The sequence below is a fragment of the Blastococcus sp. CCUG 61487 genome (assembly GCF_005222955.1).
Taxonomy (GTDB): domain Bacteria; phylum Actinomycetota; class Actinomycetes; order Mycobacteriales; family Geodermatophilaceae; genus Blastococcus.
On the sequence record NZ_LWUA01000227.1, the window covers coordinates 1 to 19,365 of the forward strand.

Annotated in this window: 18 protein-coding genes; 7 read left to right on the plus strand and 11 right to left on the minus strand. The window is 71.0% G+C overall.

Annotated elements, in window-relative coordinates:
• Positions 1-193 precede the first annotated feature (193 nt).
• Together A6V29_RS12035 and A6V29_RS12040 are read left to right on the plus strand one after the other, a co-directional pair.
• Positions 194-505: a hypothetical protein gene (locus A6V29_RS12035; RefSeq protein ID WP_137160517.1), complete on the plus strand. Its 312-nt coding sequence runs from the start codon at positions 194-196 to the stop codon at positions 503-505.
• Positions 502-1,566, plus strand: a complete 1,065-nt coding sequence (locus A6V29_RS12040; RefSeq protein WP_137160518.1) for a response regulator transcription factor — start codon at positions 502-504, stop codon at positions 1,564-1,566. The genes A6V29_RS12035 and A6V29_RS12040 overlap by 4 nt, the downstream gene beginning before the upstream one ends.
• A gap of 214 nt (positions 1,567-1,780) precedes the next feature.
• On the opposite strand, the gene A6V29_RS20950 is transcribed toward A6V29_RS12040, so the two are convergent.
• Both A6V29_RS20950 and merA read right to left on the minus strand, forming a co-directional pair.
• Positions 1,781-1,957: a hypothetical protein gene (locus A6V29_RS20950; protein WP_170977843.1), complete on the minus strand. Its 177-nt coding sequence runs from the start codon at positions 1,955-1,957 to the stop codon at positions 1,781-1,783.
• Positions 1,954-3,324 carry a mercury(II) reductase gene (gene merA, locus A6V29_RS12045; protein ID WP_137160519.1) on the minus strand — a complete coding sequence of 457 codons (1,371 nt, stop codon included), beginning with the start codon at positions 3,322-3,324 and terminating at the stop codon, positions 1,954-1,956. The genes A6V29_RS20950 and merA overlap by 4 nt, the downstream gene beginning before the upstream one ends.
• 54 nt (positions 3,325-3,378) lie before the next feature.
• Here merA and A6V29_RS12050 point away from each other — a divergent pair, with 54 nt between their 5' ends.
• Positions 3,379-3,780, plus strand: coding sequence for a heavy metal-responsive transcriptional regulator (locus A6V29_RS12050; protein ID WP_137160520.1), 402 nt, complete (start codon positions 3,379-3,381; stop codon positions 3,778-3,780).
• A 48-nt stretch (positions 3,781-3,828) separates the two neighbouring features.
• Here the strand turns inward: A6V29_RS12050 and A6V29_RS12055 are convergent, their stop codons facing one another.
• On the minus strand, positions 3,829-4,032 hold the full coding sequence (locus tag A6V29_RS12055; RefSeq protein WP_137160521.1) for a DinB family protein: 204 nt from the start codon (positions 4,030-4,032) through the stop codon (positions 3,829-3,831).
• Positions 4,033-4,336: 304 nt separating this feature from the next.
• Positions 4,337-4,714: an ArsR/SmtB family transcription factor gene (locus A6V29_RS12060; protein ID WP_040336869.1), complete on the minus strand. Its 378-nt coding sequence runs from the start codon at positions 4,712-4,714 to the stop codon at positions 4,337-4,339.
• Between the two features lie 117 nt (positions 4,715-4,831).
• On the opposite strand from A6V29_RS12060, the gene A6V29_RS12065 reads away from it, so the two are divergent.
• Positions 4,832-5,239, plus strand: coding sequence for a four-helix bundle copper-binding protein (locus A6V29_RS12065; RefSeq protein ID WP_040336870.1), 408 nt, complete (start codon positions 4,832-4,834; stop codon positions 5,237-5,239).
• A 163-nt stretch (positions 5,240-5,402) separates the two neighbouring features.
• Here the strand turns inward: A6V29_RS12065 and A6V29_RS22190 are convergent, their stop codons facing one another.
• Positions 5,403-5,906 (minus strand): ATP-binding protein, encoded by a 504-nt coding sequence (locus A6V29_RS22190; protein ID WP_502700087.1) that lies wholly within the window; start codon positions 5,904-5,906, stop codon positions 5,403-5,405.
• Between the two features lie 397 nt (positions 5,907-6,303).
• Between A6V29_RS22190 and A6V29_RS12075 the strand changes: the two genes are divergently transcribed.
• Positions 6,304-6,900, plus strand: a complete 597-nt coding sequence (locus A6V29_RS12075; protein WP_081788324.1) for a DUF305 domain-containing protein — start codon at positions 6,304-6,306, stop codon at positions 6,898-6,900.
• Between the two features lie 16 nt (positions 6,901-6,916).
• Here A6V29_RS12075 and A6V29_RS12080 read toward each other — a convergent pair whose 3' ends face one another.
• From A6V29_RS12080 to A6V29_RS12105, 6 genes are all read right to left on the minus strand, one after another.
• Complete coding sequence (locus A6V29_RS12080; RefSeq protein ID WP_212719313.1) at positions 6,917-8,932, minus strand: heavy metal translocating P-type ATPase; 2,016 nt, start codon at positions 8,930-8,932, stop codon at positions 6,917-6,919.
• A 509-nt stretch (positions 8,933-9,441) separates the two neighbouring features.
• Positions 9,442-9,708: a heavy-metal-associated domain-containing protein gene (locus A6V29_RS12085; RefSeq protein WP_040336871.1), complete on the minus strand. Its 267-nt coding sequence runs from the start codon at positions 9,706-9,708 to the stop codon at positions 9,442-9,444.
• A 67-nt stretch (positions 9,709-9,775) separates the two neighbouring features.
• Entirely contained in the window at positions 9,776-10,081 is a 306-nt protein-coding gene (locus A6V29_RS12090) for a metal-sensitive transcriptional regulator (RefSeq protein WP_040336872.1), read from the minus strand.
• Between the two features lie 175 nt (positions 10,082-10,256).
• A complete protein-coding gene (locus A6V29_RS12095; protein WP_249933190.1) occupies positions 10,257-11,093 on the minus strand; it encodes a F510_1955 family glycosylhydrolase in 837 nt (278 codons plus the stop codon).
• A gap of 218 nt (positions 11,094-11,311) precedes the next feature.
• On the minus strand, positions 11,312-11,944 hold the full coding sequence (locus A6V29_RS12100) for a DUF305 domain-containing protein (RefSeq protein ID WP_137160524.1): 633 nt from the start codon (positions 11,942-11,944) through the stop codon (positions 11,312-11,314).
• A gap of 788 nt (positions 11,945-12,732) precedes the next feature.
• Positions 12,733-13,068 (minus strand): hypothetical protein, encoded by a 336-nt coding sequence (locus tag A6V29_RS12105; protein WP_137160525.1) that lies wholly within the window; start codon positions 13,066-13,068, stop codon positions 12,733-12,735.
• A 219-nt stretch (positions 13,069-13,287) separates the two neighbouring features.
• Between A6V29_RS12105 and mobF the strand changes: the two genes are divergently transcribed.
• Together mobF and A6V29_RS12115 are read left to right on the plus strand one after the other, a co-directional pair.
• Positions 13,288-18,894, plus strand: a complete 5,607-nt coding sequence (mobF, locus tag A6V29_RS12110; protein ID WP_283956361.1) for a MobF family relaxase — start codon at positions 13,288-13,290, stop codon at positions 18,892-18,894.
• Between the two features lie 215 nt (positions 18,895-19,109).
• On the plus strand, positions 19,110-19,365 hold a 256-nt coding region (locus A6V29_RS12115), incomplete at its 3' end, for a Pycsar system effector family protein (protein ID WP_137160527.1).

Below are 19,365 nucleotides of genomic sequence, written 5' to 3' on the forward strand. Positions count from 1 at the left end.
CTTCTGTGAGTTCCTTGGCGGGTTCTCACAGAGCCTCACGCGGTGGCCCCTCGACGTAGGTGACCGACACGATCACCGAGGCCAGGGGCCCGATCTACACCACTCCAGGGGACTCACCCGCGGTCAGCCGGGACGACGGACAGGGGCAGGCCTTGCGCCGGCACCGTCCCACGTCTCCTCTGCTTGCCGCGGCGTGCTGCAGAACCTCGTCGACAGCTACGGCGGCGACACCCACCGGCTGCTCACGGACCTGGCCGACGTCATCGGCGCCAGCATCGCCTACGTCGACCGGCCCACCGTCGAGGCCCACCTCGAGCGGCCCCTGTCCGACCGGGAGTGGGCCGCCACCGCTCAACGGTTCACGGCCATGGCCTTCGACGACCACGTCGGAGACGCCGGCAACCTCCGCACCGACTGGATCGAGGACGTCCTCGCCCGGGCCGGCGTACCCGGTCGTGGCCACACCGGTCAGCCGGTCGCCCTGCCTCCATGGGGCGGGGCATGAGCGCCACCCGGACCTGCCCCGCCTGCGGCTACAGCGGCACCTACGCCAGCGACGCCCTCGCCGAGGTTTATCACGCGCGCCATTCCTGTGCGAAGCACCGGCAGGCCATCGAGCGAGCCCGTCGCCGTGTCCAGCGCACCCAGGGTCGGGTAAGACGGGACTGCACTCATCCGCGTGCTCGGCACGTGCACGGAACCCGTGCCGCCTATGTGAAGGACCGCTGCCGATGCACCGACTGCACTGCCGCCAACACCGCGGCCGGCCGTGCCGTGCAACGCGCGCAGACCTTCGGCCGATGGCGGCCGTTCGTAAACGCCGCCCCGGTGCGCGAGCACATCCGCGCGCTACGCGCAGCCGGCATCGGCGTCGAGCAGATAGCCGTGCTCGCAGGCATCTCTACCAGCCACGTCCGCGAGCTGGCCGACCCCGGGCGCAACGGCAACCCACGCATCCGGCGGGTCCGGCCCGAGACCGCCCACCAGGTCTTGCGCATCCGAGTCGACCAGGCCAACCGGGCGCCGCGCAGTCACGTCATCGCCACGGGCACTCGTCGCCGGCTGCAGTCCCTGATCGCCGTCGGCTGGCCTCCCGACGAGCTGGCCACCAGGCTCGGCCGAAGCTCTGCCGGCCTCCGACGCAGCATGCTCAGCCGCTCCGTCACCGCGCAGACCGCGCAGGAGGTCAGCGCCCTCTACGAGCAGCTATGGAACCTGCGCCCACCGCAGTCCACCGACCATCAGCGCGCCGTCGTTGACGCCGCCCGAGCCTTCGCCGCGGAACACGGCTGGCTCCCACCTCTGGCCTGGGACGACATCGACACCGACCCAGACCCCCGACACCACACCGAGCACGCTGAGACGGACGACGGCCTCGACGAGATCGCGATTGAGCGCGCCCTCGCTGGCGACGGCGTCCGCCTCGAGCACCTAACCCCGGCTGAGCAGGACGAGGTCGTCCGGCGCCTCACCGAACGCGGCAAGTCCATCCGGGACATCGCCCAACAGCTCGCCACGACCAAGCGCACGATCTCTCGCCGGCGTGCCTCCATCAAGGCCGCATGACAATGTGTCCACCAGGTCGCCTTGGGATGCCGGTAGCACGGTGCCAAGCGCGTGCTCGCACTGGCTCTGCCCGGAGTTCTCGGAACCGCTCGAGCAGCCAGGCGGCAGCGACTCTGGCGGACTGTTCGACGTCAGGCATGTCGGCGTACCGAACCCCATCGGCGGCGTACTTCCAATCCAGAGGCAGGGACGGTAACGGCCACCGACGCCACCTCTAGCCCGGCCAGGCGGCCAGCAGCACCCGGTGCAGGACCTGGGCGTCGGCGGGCGCGGCGGCCAGCCACTGGTCGAAGGTGCACTCGGGCAGGCCTGCGGCCCGTTGCGCGGCCGCCAGGTGGGCGGTCAGCGCCGCGCCGGCCGGCCCGCAGCAGGGGTCGGGGTCGCCGCTCATGCGCAGCAGCTGGTCGGCTTGTCGCCGCGGTAGAGCCCGGCGGCGATGCGCAGCGCCTCGCTCATCGTCAGATACGGCGCCCAGGTGTCGGCGATGTCGTCGATCGTCATGCCTGCCTTGATCGCGTAGGTGGCGGCGAGCATCACGTCACCGGCGCCCTCCAGGGCGGCGTGCACGCCCAGCACCCGCCCGGTGTCGGCGTCGGCGACGATCTTCAGCGCCCCCAGGGTGTCCTGGTTGGTCAGCGACCGCGGGATGTCCTGCCCGCCGAGCACCCGACAGTCGCAGGCATGCCCGGCGGCCAGCGCCTGCGCCTCGGTCAGCCCGGCGCTGGCCAGCTGCGGGCGGGTGAAGATGACCGCCGGCAGGCCGGTGTAGTCGACCTCGTGCTTGCCGCCGAGGGCGTTGACCGCGGCGGCGCGGCCGGTCGCGGCGGCGACGTACACGAACTGGGGTGCGCCGGTCACGTCGCCGGCCGCCCACACCTTCGGGTTGCTGGTCTGCTGCCGGGCGTCCACGGCGATGAACCCACGCTCGTCGACCGCGACGCCCGCCGCGGCCAGGTTCAGCCGGTCGGTCTGTGCCCGGCGTCCGGTGGCCACCAGCAGCCGCCGGCCGGTCACCGTCTGCCCGGCGTCGGTGACCACCTGCACCCCGCCCGCGGCCGCGGCCACCCGCACCGCGTGCTGCTCGAGCACGGTGATGCCGGCCCGGGCGAACGCCTGCCGCATCAGCTCCACCAGCTCCGGCTCGGCGCGCGGCGCGAGTCGGCCGACCAGGGTCACCCGGGTGCCCAGCCCGGCGAACAGCTGCGCCTGCTCCATGCCGACGTAGCCACCGCCGATGACGATCAGGCTGTCGGGCAGCTCGGCCAGCTCCATCGCGGTGGCGGAGGTGAGCGGGTCCGTCTCGGCGATGCCGGGCAGGTCCGGGATCGCCGGCGCGGCGCCGGCGGCCAGCACGTAGGCGGCGGCCGGCAGCGGCCGCCCGTCGACCAGCAGCGTGTCCGGATCGGCGAACCGGGCCTCGCCGCGGCGGATCTTGAAGCCGTGCGCGGCCGCCACGTCCACGTACTTCTCCGCGCGCATCCCGGCGATCAGCGCGTCCTTCTGCGCCACCACCGCGGCCAGGTCGACCGGCCCGGCGCTGGTCGGCACGCCGCGGAACGGGTTGTGCAAGGCGTGCGCGCGCTGCCCGCCGGCGGCCAGCAGCGTCTTGCTCGGGACACACCCGATGTTGACGCAGGTGCCGCCGACCACGGCCCGCTCCACCAGCACGACCGACCGCCCCGCCCGGCGGGCGTGGATGCCGGCGGCCATCGCCGCGCCGCCGCTGCCGACCACCACCAGGTCCAGTTCCTCGCTCATGCCCGGACGCTAAACCCTCCCCTGCGCTGGAGGGTCAAGCCGTAGTCTGGGCGCATGCGCATCGGTGAGCTCGCCACCAGGACCGGGCTGACGGTCAAGGCGCTGCGGTTCTACGAGGCCGCCGGCGTGCTGCCCGCGCCGGAGCGCCGGCCCTCGGGATACCGCGACTACGACGAGGCCGCGCTGACCCGGCTGCGGTTCGTCAGGGCCGCCCAAGCCGCCGGCCTCACCCTCGCCGAGATCCGGCAGATCGTCACCGTCCGCGAGCACCACGGGCCGCCGTGCCGCCACGTCACCGCCCTGCTCGAGGACCACGCCGTCGACCTCGACCGGCGCATCGCCGAGCTGACCGCGCTACGCGAGGAGGTCCGGCGGCTCCGCGACCGCGCCGACCGCCTCGACCCGGCCGACTGCGACACCACCGCCATCTGCCACGTCATCCCGACCGACGGGTGAACGGGCGGGGCGCCCGGCACATCCCGTGCGGGCGCCGTCGGCGAGCGGTCATCGACCGCTACGGAGGGACAGCTGGCGGCGGTGGTGCTCGAAGTGCCGGGTCGGGTAGCGGTACACCTCCGCCAGCGTCAGGTACCCGAAGTACGGATCCCAGCCGGCCGGGAACGGCATCCCGCGGCGTAGTGCGGCCTCCGGCTCCCGCGCCAGGTGCCGCTGCAGCGCGGCGATGGTGCGGTCGGCGAGCGGCCCCATCCGGACATAGTTGAACACCCGAGCCGCGCCGACCGACCCCCAGAAGTTGACGACGTGGAACGGCCGGGTGGCGGAGTTCAGCAGCGCCGCCCAGCCGCGGCCGCCACGATCAAGGCAGCCATCGAAAGCAGCGCAACCACGTCGCCCTCCTCGCCTTCCGACGGGATCAGCAGGGACTGGGCCGCGAGCGGCACAACATCCGCACGAACGTCCCGGTGTGGCCGACTGTAGGGGTGGCAGAGGACGTTCGCGCGGCGACAACCGCCCCCGCCTGGCAACTGCGCCGGACCCGACACGCCAACTGTCAGTCGTCGTCCGGCGCCGCTTCCGAGAGAACGACCAACTGACGCAGGCAGTGCTCTCGCAGTGGCTCGGGGAACCCCTCTGCCAAGCGGTAGTACACGACGCGCCCCTGCTTCCGGTTGGTCACCAGTCCCGCCGTGCGCAACAACCGGAGCGCGTACCCCACGGCGTCCTCGTTGGCCTCCAGGGCCAGCGCGAGATCGCCGACGCAGAGCTCTTCGACCATGTCGAGGGCGAACAGGACCCGGGCCCGGGTGGGGTCGGCCATCAGGCTCAGCACGCTGGTCAGCTGGGCGGCTTCCTCTCGGCTAGGCAGCCGGGCTCGGGCATGCGCGACACGCTCCGGGTCGACCGGATGGGCGTGGCCAGGTTCGGTCATTCGAGAAACACCTCCGGACCATTCATACCCGTACGGGTCTGCGGGTACGCCGAGTTCGTCGGCGACAGTCCCGAACGGCATCCGAGCCGTTCGGCGCCGGGAACCCGAGGAGTAGCCATGACCGTGGCAGCCCAGATGCTCGACACCTACCCCAAGGACCTCGGCGGGGTGGACAAGCAGAAGCTGCTGGTCTGCATCGAGGCCTGCTTCGAGTGCGCCCAGGCCTGCACCGCCTGCGCCGACGCCTGTCTCAGCGAGGACATGGTCGCCGAGCTGACGAAGTGCATCCGCACCAACACCGACTGCGCCGACATCTGCGACACGACCGGCCGCGTGCTCTCCCGGCACACCGGCTACGACGCCAACCTCACCCGCGCCGTCCTCGAGGCCTGCGTCGCCGCCTGCAAGGCGTGTGGTGACGAGTGCGAGAGCCACGCCTCGATGCACGAGCACTGCCGGGTGTGCGCCGAGGCCTGTCGGCGCTGCGAGCAGGCCTGCCGGGATCTCATCACTTCGCTGGGCTGACCCACCACGGGCCGACGGGGCGCCCGACAGCACGCTGTGCGGGTTCGGGCGCTCTGAAACGCTTACGCCCCCGGCCGTGACTGCTTTGGCCGGTGAACCTCCTGGACTCGATGAGGGGCGATTACGAACGCCGAGATTAGCGGTGCGGTCTGGCAGCCGGCCGCTACTGGAACTGGCTCCGGCCGGTCGTCTCGTCGCGAGGCCGCGGCAGCGGAGGCGCCAGATCGGGCGCGCTACGGGGCGCGTAGTCGAGCCGTGCCCACACGTGCTTGCGGTCGTCCTGAACCATCCAGCCGTGCGCGGCACTGAGCCGGGCGACGAGGTAGAGACCCAACCCACCCTGAGCAGCGTTCCGGCCGACCGCCAGCGTGGGCGGGCGGTCGGCCGCGGCGTCGCTCACGTCGATCAGCCGCCCAATTTGGATGGTGGTGACCACGACCCGCACCGACGTTTGCCCGTGCCGCAGCCCGTTGGAGGTCATTTCCTCGAAGACCAGCAGCAGTCTCTCGATGTCCGCGTCGTCGGCGTCACCACGGCGGGCGGCATCAGCGAGCCCTCGCGCAGGTGCAGGCGCAACTCTGTGACGTCGGCGAGAGTGCCGGGTTGCCCGTCCCAGACACCGAGGGAGTCCACGGGGCCGGCAGGCAACGGCCGCCGCTGGCTCCACATCGCTTCGTTCATGGACCTCTCCCGGGTCGAGCTCACCCCACCTGGGCCTCTATCTCTACTGACCGGCGACGACCGTGACAGGAAATCCTCCGGCACCTGAGCAGTGTGTCCGATCCACCGCTCGGTTGTCCCGAACCCAGAGCGACTGGGCGGCGGACGGCCGCGCCCGGGCCGACGGCCGAACTGGCTCACTGCGTTTACCCGTACGACCGTACGGGCATGCGGACGGCCCGGCATGACCAACACCGCGCACGGGGCCCGACGTCCGCATTGAACGTCGCCAAGGCAACCAGGCGCATGCGCCTTCACCGGGCGCGGCGAACGGCTCTCGTGGCGATGAAGTGACTGACCTGCGAATTCCTCGCCAACCGACATCAAGGACGGAGATTCGATCCATGGCGACGAAGAAGAACGACGAGGCAAACGAGCACGGTGACGGCGGCAAGATGTCGCCCGACATCAAGATGTACTTGCGCTTTGGGGCCATGATCTTGACGGCCATGGTCGTGATGTACGGGGTCATGTTCGTCAGCTCTTATGAGTGGAGCCACATCCGCTTCAGTCAGAGCCGCATGTTCATGGCGATCACCATGGGCGGAACCATGGGGCTGGTCATGCTCGGCTGGATGCTCAACATGTACAAGAACATGAAGGGCAACATCGCCATCGTGGCGGCGAGCCTCGTGCTGCTGGGAGCGGGAGTGTTCCTCGACCGCAGTCAGACGACCGTCCAGGACGGCTCGTGGATGAGTGCGATGATCCCTCATCACTCGATGGCCATCACCCGGTCCGAGCGAGCCGAACTGTCCGACATTCGCGTATGCCAACTGGCCGTTGAGATCAGCGAGGCGCAGCGGCGGGAAATCGACGAGATGGACTGGCTGATCGAGGACATCGAGCGCAACGGAATCGCCAGTACGCCCGAGGAAGCCGAGGCTCGACCTGTCCCTGACTTCCAGGCGTCCGCAGAGCGGAACTGCCCCCCAGAGTGACCGCGGCGGAACCAGATCAGCGACGTCCGAGCGTGGCCGGCTCTTTGGCAGACGTCTTCTGGCGCGGCGACCCATCCGTCCCGGCTGCGGCGACGCTGGCCTCGGGGCTCAGGTCGAGGCGCCGCAGCAGCTGGGCGTTGAGGGCGACGACGACGGTGGACAGCGACATAAGGATCGCGCCGACCTCCATCGGGAGAATGAAACCGATCGGGGCGAGCACGCCCGCGGCCAGCGGAACCGCAGCGAGGTTGTAGCCGGCGGCCCACCAGAGGTTCTGCTGCATCTTGCGGTACCCGGCCCGGGACAGCTGGATCACCGAGAGCACCGAGCGGGGATCGTCGGACGCCAGGATGACCCCGGCGGAGGCGATCGCGACGTCGGTGCCGGCGCCGATGGCGATGCCGACGTCGGCCTGCGCCAGGGCGGGGGCGTCGTTGACGCCGTCACCGACCATCGCCACCGCCCGACCCTGGTGCTGCAGCGCGGCGACCTTCTCGCTCTTGTTCTCCGGCCGTACGCCGGCGAAGACCTGGTCGATGCCCAGGTCAGCGGCGACGGAGCGGGCGACCGGCTCGGCATCCCCGGTGATCATCACGACCTCGACGCCGAGGCGATGCAGGGCGTCGACCGCCTCACGGGACTCCTCGCGGATCTCGTCGGCCAGCGCCAGCGCCCCGACGACACGTCCCTCGACGAGGACGTGCAGCACCGTCGCCCCGGCCTCGGCCCACGTTGCCGCCGCTGGCAGCGGCTGCAGGTCGTGTTCGGTCAGCAGGTGCGGGCCGCCGACGGCCACGGTGCGACCGTCGACGGTGGCGGTCACACCGACGGCGGCCGACGCCCGGAAGTCGGTGGCCGGCTGGATGCTCAGGTCGCGGTGCCGCGCCGCGGCGACGATGGCCCGGGCGAGCGGGTGCTCGCTGTCGGCCTCCGCCGCGGCGGCCAGTGCCAGGACCTCGTCCTCGGGCGCGCCGGTGGTGGCGATGTGGTTCAGCGCCGGCTCGCCCTTGGTCAGGGTGCCGGTCTTGTCGAACAGGACGGTGTCGATGGTGCGCATCCGCTCCAGCGCTGCGCGGTCCTTGACCAGCACGCCGCCCTTGGCGGCGCGCTCGGTCGAGATGGAGACGACCAGCGGGATCGCCAACCCGAGCGCGTGCGGACAGGCGATAACCAGCACCGTGATGACCCGGACCAGTGCGCTCTCCGGAGCCCCGAAGGCCGACCAGACGACCGCGGTGATCACCGCCGCCACCACGGCGTACCAGAACAGCCACCCTGCGGCCTTGTCCGCCAGCAGTTGCGCACGCGTCGAGGAAGACTGGGCCTCGGCGACCAACCGCTGGATCCCCGCCAGCGCGGTGTCCTCCCCCACCGCGGTGACCCGCACCCGGATGGCGGTGTCGGTGGCCACCGTGCCGGCCACCACCGAGTCGCCCGGGGCCCGACGGACCGGCTTCGACTCACCGGTGATCATCGACTCGTCCACGTCGGCGGTGCCCTCGACGACCTCGCCATCCGCGGGCACGCGCCCACCCGGGCGCACGACGACCACGTCGCCGGTGACCAGGTCGGCGGGGGCCACGCTCACGACGCGGTCGCCCTCAACCCTCTCCGCCTCGTCGGGCAACAGCGCGGCCAGCGAATCCAGCGCGGAGAAGGTCTGCGCCAACGAGCGCATCTCGAGCCAGTGCCCGAGCAGCATGATCACGATCAGCAGGGCGAGTTCCCACCAGAAGTCCAGCTCGTGGGAGAGGACGCCCAGGCTGGCGCCCAAGGACGCGACGAAGGCCACCGTGATGGCCATGCCGATCAGCAGCATCATCCCGGGCTTGCGGGCCCGGATCTCCCCGACGGCGCCGGTGAGGAACGGGCGCCCGCCCCAGACGTACATCACCGTGCCCAGCACCGGGGCAACCCACTTCAGGCCGGGGACGTCGGGCGGGGAGTAGCCGACGATCGAGGCGAACATCTCGCTGAGCAGCACCGTCGGCACCGAGAGCGCCAGCATGATCCAGAACAGCCGCCGGAACATCGCCACGTGGTCGTGGGCGCCGCCGTGCCCGCCGTGACCGCCACCGCCTGTGCCGCCGTGATCGCCTCCGTGCCCGGCAGGCATACCGCCGTGAGTCTCGCCGGTGTGCCCGGCCGCTGCGCTCAGCGGGTCCTCGACTTCCGAACCGACGATGCCAGCGGCCGCCGTGTCCGGCATGCCCTGCCCGTGGGTGGATCCGTGATCGCCTCCCGGCATGGCTTCATCCCCGTGCCCCGAGTGCTGGTGATCAGAACGGCTCGTGCGATCAGACATGACCTTCCAACCTTTGCGTTGAGAGTCTTCAATCCGATGAGCTCCCCCTCGCCGAGTACCGGTCCAGGGGTGCTCTCTGAGGTCTGAGGACGGGGTGACGAGTCAGAGCGTTGACGTGCGCCAAGTCGGCGGCCGGCCGGGACTCGACCGGTGCCGTCATCGTGGGGACGCCGGCCGGTCGTCGTTTCGCGATCGACCCTGGCGGTACCCCACGGCCGGCTTCCGGGCGCAGACTTTCAGCTGCAGCCGCAGCCACACCCGGACGTCTGGCCGCCAGCCTCTGCGAGCAGGTTGGCGGGCTCGGCTACCTGATAGCCGGCCTCTTCAACGGCGGCGCGCACGGCACCGTCGTCCACATCGGCCACCGTGCTGACGGTGAGTCCACCGGTGGCGAGGTCGACGTTGACGTCGGTGACGCCGGGAACCTGGCTGACCTCTTCGGTCACGGAGTTGACGCAGTGGCCGCAGGTCATGCCGACGACCTTGTACGTGGCGGTGCTCATCTCGGATGGTCCTTTCGATTCCTTGTGGGCGTGCATTGCCGTGGGTGTTGGTTCGGGTGGTTCCGTCTCAGGAGCGGACCAGGCGGGCGATGGCCTCGGTCGCCTCGCGGATCTTCACGTCGGCTTCGGCGCCGCCGACTGCGGCCGCCCGCACAACGCAATGAGTCATGTGCTCCTCGATCAGTCCGAGCGCGACTGATTGGAGAGCCTTCGTGGTTGCCGACACCTGCGTGAGGATGTCGATGCAGTACTGCTCCTCTTCGACCATGCGCTGGAGGCCTCGAACCTGCCCTTCGATCCGGCGAAGGCGCTTGAGGTAGTCGTCCCTGCGCTGGATGTAGCCGTGAGCACTGCCCGCCCCTGCGTGGTCCATCTCATCCTCCTGCGCCGGTTCGGATACCCCCCACCGGTATCGGCAAGGCGAACGTTATACCCCCGGGGGGTTAAAGCGCAAGACACTCTCAGCGCTCCCCGAGGAGGACCCGTGCGGCACGGTCCCGGAGGGCTTGCGCGGGCGCCCTGCAAGGCGCCCGGCGCCCCGCCATGCCTCAGTTCTGCAGGACGACATCGAAGGTCAGTCCGCCGTCGTCCGACTCCATCAGCGCCGTGGTCGTGACGACGGCGATCCGCAGCGAGCCCCCCGCCGAGGAGGTCGCCGCCACTGCCTGAGGGGGTGATTCCAGATCGGGCCCCGCCTGCCAGGTCACGGCTCCGTCGGCGCTCGTCCACACCAAACCGGAGGGGTCCACCCCCGCGACGTTCATGCCGTCGTCAGCCCAGTCGACCACCTGGAGGAGCGGCGCACCGTCGGTCCGGACCCACGAGCCACCGCCGTCGAGCGAGCTGAGGAGACCCTGTTCGGTGGTAGCGAGGATCGTCCGCCCGTCCGGGGCCGCGGCGAGGGACGCCGGAGCTTCCGGAATCAGTAGTTGCTCCCACTCGTCGCCGTCGGCGCTACGCACGAGTGAGCCGTCGTAACCGAGGACCCCCGCATCGCTGACCGTCAGCGCATGAAAGTCGGACTCGCCCTGCCGGGACCGCGGTTCCCACGTCCGGCCGCCGTCCGTCGACTCGATCAGCCCGACCGGCTCTGGCAGATCGACGTCCGGCCCGGGATGCCCGGAGGCGAGGAAGTGCCCCGGTCCGCGGACGGCGAAGCCCATCAGGTCGATGACCGGGCCGATATGGGTCGACTCTCCGTCATCGCCCACTTCGAAGAGACCGTCGTGCGTGGCCAAGAGCAGTTGTCCGTCAGCTGGGTCGATCGCGACACCGTGGATGTGGCTCGACGGCAGCATGCCGACCGTTGCTCCAGCTGCCTCGGGTTCCGACTGCGCGGACGAGGAGGTGCAACCAGCGACGAGCAGCGCGGAGGCGGCCGCCACAGAAATCGCTCCCGCGATCCCACGGACGGGAGCCATCGCGAGACGGCGAGACGCATGAACAGATGTAGCTGGGCGACGCAGGCCAGCGCGCATGGGGTGGTCCTTCGAGACGGAGAGGCTGACGGCGAGGGAGCGCTCCGGCCCGGTGGCCTGGAGCGCGCAGAGCTGTCGACGAGTGGCGCTGTCCCGCAGCCGGAACAGCGCCACCCGTCGCGGCGTCAGCCGTCCAACTCGGCCAGCAGCGTCTGCATCTCCTCGATCTCAGCCGTCTGAGACTCGACGATCTCCCGAGCCATCTCGACGGCGTCCTGATCGGAACCCTCGGCGATCTCCGTCTCGGCCATCTCCACCGCGCCCTGGTGGTGCGGAATCATCATCTCCAGGAACATGCGATCGAACTCGGCGCCGGAAGAAGAGTCCAGCGCCGTCATGTCTTCCTCGGACATCCCTTCCATGTCCATGCCACCGGAGCCGTGATCCATGCCGCCCATGTCCTCATCGGGCAGCGGCTCGCCCCACGCCTGAAGCCAGCCGGTCATCGTCTCGATCTCCGGCCCCTGCGCCTCCTCGATGCGATCCGCCAGATCGATCACCCTCGAGTCCGCGGCCCGACCATCGGCGAGCTGAGCCATGCGCAGGGCCCCCTCATGGTGCGGGAGCATGCCCTGGACGAACGCGACGTCGGCCTCGTTGTGGGTGGTCGCGCTGGCGGAGCTGGTGGCGCTGGCACTGCGCTCGGCACCGCTGTCGGCGCTGGTGTCACTGCTCCCACCGGAGCAGCCGGCGAGAACGACGGTTCCTGCCATGAGTCCGCCGGCCAGGCGGACGAGTCGTGCGGTCTTGCGAGTCATCAGAATTCTCCTGCGGTTGTAGGTCTTAGGCGTGCGCGTAGGACCCGACTGAGCCATGGGCGGAGTCGGGTCAGGGCATTCGGCCTAGATCCGCAGAAGACAGAGAGCGGACAAGTCCGGTGGTCGAGGGACCCTCGACCACCCGGTGTGCCACAACGGACAAGGAGCCCGAGCGCGAACGCTCGATGTCGATGCTCGACCGATCAGCGCTGCAGCAGCCAGCGCACTCACGCCGGTGAGGACCACGGCCAGACAGACCGCCATCAAGGCCGAGCCGTGGGGCGGAGAACCGTCCGCGGAGAGATCGGCGGCGACGGCGATCGTCATTGCAGCAGACATCGTCGCGGGCGACAGGTGAGGTGCGGCGGCGAGAGCTGAGTCGATTTCCGCCGCCTGCGCGGACAGAGCAGACGGGACGGGTCCTGCTTCGGTCATCCCGTGACCGGCGACGTCGGTCGCCATGCACTGGACCCCGTGCATGCTGAAGACAGCAGCGAGCAGTAGCAGCGCCCACATGCGTCGCGCCGACATGCCACCCCCCAACGACTGGGCTCAGGCTACTAGGCCGCTTAGGGTCTGACAGCCGCCTCCGGGTTGCGCCGCTTCGAACCGCCACGACTCCGCTGACCGTCACATCGGATGCGGTCGGCCCGAGCGCACGCCGGCACGCTGGGCAAGGTCTTCGGTGGCAGCCCGGCCGCGAACCGGGCGTGTAGCGGCACGGCGAGCGAGTCCTCGACCGCTCATCAGGCGGCCCACCGGAGTCACTTTGGCTGCCTCTGCGCCACTCAGAATCCCTGTCCCACTCGTTCCGCCGGAGCGGTCGCCAGCCGTTCAGTCGCCTTCGTCAGCCGCCGAACCTCGGCGGTGTCCAGCTCCAGTAGGGCGGCCGCCCGCTCTGCGGGCACGTCCTCAGCGAGCAACAAGCGCAGCGTCTCGCCGAGCGCCGCCGTCGCTGCCGCCAAGGCCTGCTCGGCCTCGCTTCGCGCCTCCAGGGCCACCAGCGCGTCCGCCGTCGCCTCCTCGACCCGACGGTCGTGTTCATCGCGGGCGGCGTCCAGCGCCCGTCGTCGCTCCCGGGCCTTCGTCAACGCCGCCGCCTGCCGACTCACCGTTCTGGCCACCGCTTCCTCCGCTCGTTCAGCTGATCGACCGCCGGATCGTCACACGGCCTCATGACACGGCTCCGACCCGAGCGTCACCCCAACCGCCCGACGACCGGAGCAGGCGTCACCCCACCCCCTCCTACCTGACACACCTCATGCATCACGGCCCGAACCGGCCCTTTATCGATGCGCCGCGGCGCCGGAGCTGGCAGAGGGGGTCGCGACTGTCGGGTCGTGATGACGCTGCACAAGCTCACTGCGGGAGACGGATACACGTATCTGACCCGCCAGGTGGCTGCGCACGACGCCACGACCCGCGGGTTCGACAACCTGGGCGCCTACTACAGCGCGAAGGGTGAGACTCCGGGCGTCTGGATGGGACGCGGGCTTGCTGCCGTGCCCGATTTTCCGGTCGGTGATCGGGTCACCGAGGCGCAGATGGTCGCGCTGTTCGGGGAGGGGCGGCACCCGAACGCCGACCAGATCGAGCGCGCTGCGCAGCTGGCTGGCAAGGACCCGCAGGAGGTCGATCAGGCCAGCCGCCTGGGCGCGCCCTACCGCATTCACGAGCAGGCCAACATGTTCCACCGCCGCTCGGCAGGGGCGTTCCGCGACCACAACACCGCGCTCGGCCTGCCCGCCGACACCCCCGTGCCGGCCGAGGAACGAGCCCGCATCCGCACCGAGCTTGCCTCGACGATGTTCGTCGAGACCTACGGCCGTCCGCCGGCCGACGCCCGCGAGCTGTCCGGTCATCTGGCCCGCATCTCGCGGCAGGCCACGACCGCGGTCGCCGGGTACGACCTGACATTCAGCCCGGTCAAGAGCGTCTCCACGCTGTGGGCAATCGCTGCGCCAGACGTCGCAGCCGTCATCGAGCAGGCGCACGCCGACGCGGTGGCAGACACCCTGACCTGGTTGGAGAACCAGGCCAGCTACACCCGCACGGGCCGCAACGGAGTGGCGCAGGTGGAGGTGCGCGGACTGATCGCAGCGGCGTTCACCCATCGCGACTCACGCGCCGGCGACCCGGATCTGCACACCCACGTGGCCGTCAGCAACAAGGTGCAGACGCGCGACGGGCGGTGGCTGGCGCTGGACGGTCGACTCCTTTACAAGAACAACGTCACCGCCTCCGAGCGGTACAACACCCGCTTGCAGGCCCTGCTCACCGAGCGGCTCGACGTCCGCTTCGCCGACCGCCCCGGCGCGGATCCGAACAAGCGGCCGGTGCGAGAAATCGTCGGCGTCGACGGCGAGCTCCCCCGGCTCTGGTCGTCGCGGCGGGCGTCGATCGATACCCGCCGCGCGGCGCTGTCGGCGCAGTTCCAGGCCGACCACGGGCGGCCGCCGACGCCGAAAGAGGCCGTATCCCTGGCGCAGCGGGCCAACCTCGAGACCCGGCAGCGCAAGCACCAGCCCCGCTCCTACGCCGAGCAGCGCGCTGCCTGGCGCACCGAGGCGCTGGCGGTGCTGGGCGGGGAGACCGGCCTGAGCGACTACCTCCGCGGTGCACTCAGCCCTCGCCACGGCCCCCAAGCGAGGCGCCCGACGCGTGGATGGGTCGACCAGACCGCCAAGCACGTGCTGTCGACGGTGCAGAGCTCGCGCGCGACCTGGCAGGTGAACCACGTCCGCGCCGAGGCCGAGCGGCAGGCCCGCGCCGCCACGATCCGGCTGACCGACCTCGACCAAGCCATCGACGCCGTCGTCGACAGAGCGCTGTCCCTGTCGACGCCGTTGGGCAGCCGCGAGCCGGTGACCGAGCCCCTGGCGCTGCGCCGCTCGGACGGCAGCTCCGTCTACACCGTGGCCGGTTCGGCGCTGTACACCTCGACCGAGATCCTCGCCGCTGAGCGGGCCATTCTCGCCGCGGCCGGACGCCGCGACGGACGCGTGGTGCCGGCCGCGACCGTCGACGTCGCGTTGCTGGAAGCCACCGCCAACCAGGTCGAGCTCAATCCCGGCCAGGTGCAGCTCGTCCGCGAGCTGGCCACCTCCGGCGCCCGTGTGCAACTGGCACTGGCCCCGGCAGGCACCGGCAAGACCACCGCCCTTCGCGCCCTCACTGCAGCGTGGCGGGCCGACGGCGGGAACGTGGTCGGCCTTGCTCCCTCGGCAGCTGCGGCGGCGGTGCTGGGTGAGCAAGTCGGCGGCGACACCGACACCCTCGCCAAGCTGATCCACGCACTGGCTACCGGCAACGCCGTCCCGCCCTGGTTCGAGCGCATCGGCCCGGACAGCCTCGTGGTCATCGACGAAGCCGGCATGGCCAGCACTCCCGACCTGGCCCGGGCGCTCGCGTTCGTCACCGAGGCCGGCGGGTCGGTCCGGCTGATCGGCGACGACCAGCAGCTGGCCGCGATCGGCGCCGGCGGAGTGCTGCGCGACATCGCTGCCACCCACGGTGCCGTCACCCTCTCGCAGGTACTGCGCTTCACGGACCCCGACACCGGCGCCCCCGACCACGCCGAGGGCGCTGCATCCCTGGCTCTGCGCGACGGCGACCCGGCCGCCCTCGCCTACTACATCGATGCCGGACGGGTGCACGTCGGCGACCTGGCCACGGTCACCGACGGCGCCTATACCGCCTGGTCGACCGAACGGGCCGCCGGCCGCGACGCCGTCATGCTGGCGCCCACGCGCGAGCTGGTCGCCGAACTGAACACCCGCGCCCGCCGCGACCGCCTCGCCCAGCAGAACGGGCCGGTCGGACCCCAGGTCACCCTCGCCGACGCTTCGCAGGCATCCGCCGGCGACGCGGTCATCACCCGCCGCAACGAGCGCACCCTTCCGATCAGCGCCACCGACTGGGTCAAGAACGGCGACCGGTTCACGGTCACCACCGTGCGCGACACCGGCGCCCTCGACGTCGTCCACCAGCGCACCGGACGGCGACTCACCCTGCCGGCCGACTACGTCACCGACCACGTGAACCTCGGCTACGCCACCACCGTGCACGGCGCACAAGGCCTCACCGCCGACACCTGCTACACCGTCGCCACCGGTGAGGAGTCCCGCCAGCTGCTCTACGTCGCCCTAACTCGAGGCAGGCACGCCAACCACCTCTTCCTCACCACCGCCGGGGACGGCGACCCGCACAGCGTGATCACCCGCGACGCGCTGCTGCCGCCCACCGCCGTCGACGGCTTGACTCGTGTGCTGGCTCGCGACGGCTCCCCGACCTCGGCCACCAGCCACGGCCGCGCGCTGGCCGATCCCGCCGCTCTGCTTGCTTGCGCTGCAGATCGGTACTACGACGCGCTCAATACCGCCGCGGAGGACCGCCTCGGCCGGGACGCCCTCGAGGCCATCGACACTGCCGCCGACGCGGTGATGCCGGGCCTGACCACGCAGGCGGCTTACCCCGTCCTGCGCGCGCACCTGGCGCTGTGCGCCGTCTCCGGTCGTGATCCCTCCGAAGTCCTCCGGCAGGCCCTGGCTTCGGATCGAGGTCTGGACGACGCCCGCGATGTGGCCGCGGTCCTGGACTGGCGTGTCGACCCCACCGGGCACCACTCGGCCGGGACCGGCCCCCTGCCGTGGCTGCCCGGCCTTCCGAAGGCGCTCGGCGACGACCTCGAGTGGGGCGCCTACCTCGCCGACTCCGCCGACCAGGTCAGCTCACCGGCCGCCGACGTCGCCGCCCGCGCACGCGCCTGGACCCCCACCAGCGCTCCCGCGTGGGCGCTTCCACTCATCGACCGCGATCCCCAGCTGGTCGCCGATATCGCCGTCTGGCGCATCGCCCACGGCGTTGACGACGCCGACCGCCGTCGCACCGGCCCGGCGGTGCCGCGCGCCACTGACGCCCGCGCCCAGCGGGCGCTTGACGACCGCGCCACGCGGCTGCTCGGCGACGGGCGCGCGCTCACCGCGCGCTGGGCGCCGCTCGTCGACAGCATCGACCCACGCATCGCCGGCGACCCCTACTGGCCGGTCCTCGCCGAGCGGCTCGCCGCCGCCGACCGCGCCGGCATCGACATCACCGCGCTCACCCGGGGCGTCGCCGCCGAACGTCCCCTGCCGGACGAGCAGCCCGCCGCCGCGCTGTGGTGGCGACTGTGCGGGCACCTCTCCCCTGCCGCGATGACCGCCACCGACTGCTCCGTCTCCGAGGCGCTGCGCCCGGACTGGATCCCGGTTCTGGCCGACGTCGTCGGCCCCGCAGCCGCCGAGCGGGTGGTCGCCGACCCAGCCTGGCCCGCGCTGGTCGCCGCCGTCACCTCTGCCGGCGACGCCGGCTGGCAGCCCGACCAGGTGCTGTCCACAGCACATGACCTGCTGCCCGCCGGTCATCCCGACGACGACCAACTGCGCCCGGACGAGCTGGCCACCGCCCTGGTGTGGCGCGTCGGCGTGCTCATCGACCCGGCATCCGCCGCACGCCCTCACGCGCCGACGCCGCCGGCCGACCTCGACCAGCTGCCCTCTGCAGATGGAGTTGCCGACGACGACTGGCTGGCCAGTCTTGTCGAACCCGACGACATCGAACTGCTCCACGAGGAGCTCGACGGCGACGACCCAGCCACTGCCGAGCATCCCGTCTCGACAGAACTCAACGATCGAACTGTCGACGCCAGTCGCCCACCCGCAGCCGACAGGGCGGACGAAGAGGGCATCGGATTTGGCAGGGAGCGCCTCCTGCAGCTCAACCATCAAGCAGCCGACTTCTTCACCGCCCGCTACCGCGGTTCCTGGGCACCGGCCTACCTCACCGACCGGCTCGGCACCGATCTGTCGGGAGACGACCGGTTCACCGTCGGCTACGCACCCGATCGCTGGACCGCACTGACCAGCCACCTGCGCCGCCTCGGCGCCACCGACGCCGAGATCGTCGCCGCCGGCCTGGGTAGCTACGCCTCCACCGGACGGGTCATCGACCGCTTCCGCGACCGGCTCGTCTTCGCCATCCGCGACGGCGACGAGGTCCACGGCTGGATCGGCCGCCGCAACCCCGACCACGACCAGGACGGGGACCGCGCCGTCCCCAAGTACCTCAACACCGCTGAGACCGAGCTGTTCACCAAGGGCCACAAGCTGTACGGCCTGACCGAGGGCGCAGCGGCGCTAACCGCCGGCGCCATTCCTGTCCTGGTTGAGGGCCCCTTCGACGCGCTGGCAGTCACCCTGGCCGGCGACAGCGACTACGTCGGCATCGCCCCACTGGGCACCGCCTTCACAGACGCGCAGGCCGAGGCGCTACGCGCATTTCTCGGCGACGGAAAGCCTGGCGTCATCGTCGCCACAGACGCCGACCGGGCCGGACAGCAGGCCGCACAGCGCATCTTCTGGCAGCTCGCCGCCCGTGGCGACGATCCCCGCTCCCTCGACATCCCGACCGGCAAGGACCCCGCCGAGCTGCTGCAGACGACCGGCGCCACCGCTCTGCGTCAGGCCCTCGCGGCCTCCCCCAGCCTGGCCAGCGCGCTCATCGACGGCCACATCGACGCCTACGCCGACCGGCTGGACACCGTCGAAGGCCAGGTGCACGCCGTCCGTCGCGCCGCCGAGGTCATCGCCGTCGTTCCGTCCACCAGTTGGCCGGCGCACCTCACCCACGTGGTGGCCCGCACCGGCATCGCGCCCGACATCGCGCTGTCAGAAGTCTTCGACGCAGCCCGGGGTCGGACGAAGGATGTTCACGCGCCGGCGCGCACAGCGCTGCGCGGCGGAACGCCCACACCTTCTACTGACCCGGGGACGGAGCTCTCCACCTCTGTGACATCTGCAGCGGAGCTAGGGCGAGGGACGCTGACCGACAGCCAGCAGGCGGCCCGGCGTGCTGCTGCCGCAGCACGCCGTTCGCGCGTCTCAGCCCCGCCGAGGCCACCCCGACATTAGAGGGATCGGCTCAGAGCATCAGTCTGCTGTGAGTCGCCTCGGGTAGGAATGTCGGCCCCGCCTGGTACGACTGCAGCCGTGCCACGTCCTCCGCTCACTGACCGCCCGGCATGAGGTTCCTGCGCCGTCGTCCTCACGGCCGCCCTGCTCCGGAGCCGATCCCCGACGACGTCCCGGTCGAGGTTGATCCCGCCCGCCCGTGGGAGGTGCTCAGCTTGGTCAACGAGTGGGTCCGCCATGCAGAGGCCAAGGCGGGCACGATTCTCGCGGCGGCCGGCGTCGTGGCTGGCGTGCTCTACAGCTTGCTCGACAAGCAATCCCAGCCGCCGTGGACCTTGACTGTTCCGGCCGCAGCCTGCGGGCTACTGGCAGCTCTGGCCGGATTCATGTCGATCATCGCGCTGTGGCCTCAGCTGCGGGCACGGGAGGCGCCGACGAGCCTGTTGTATTTTGAATCGTCCTGGGGTGGGT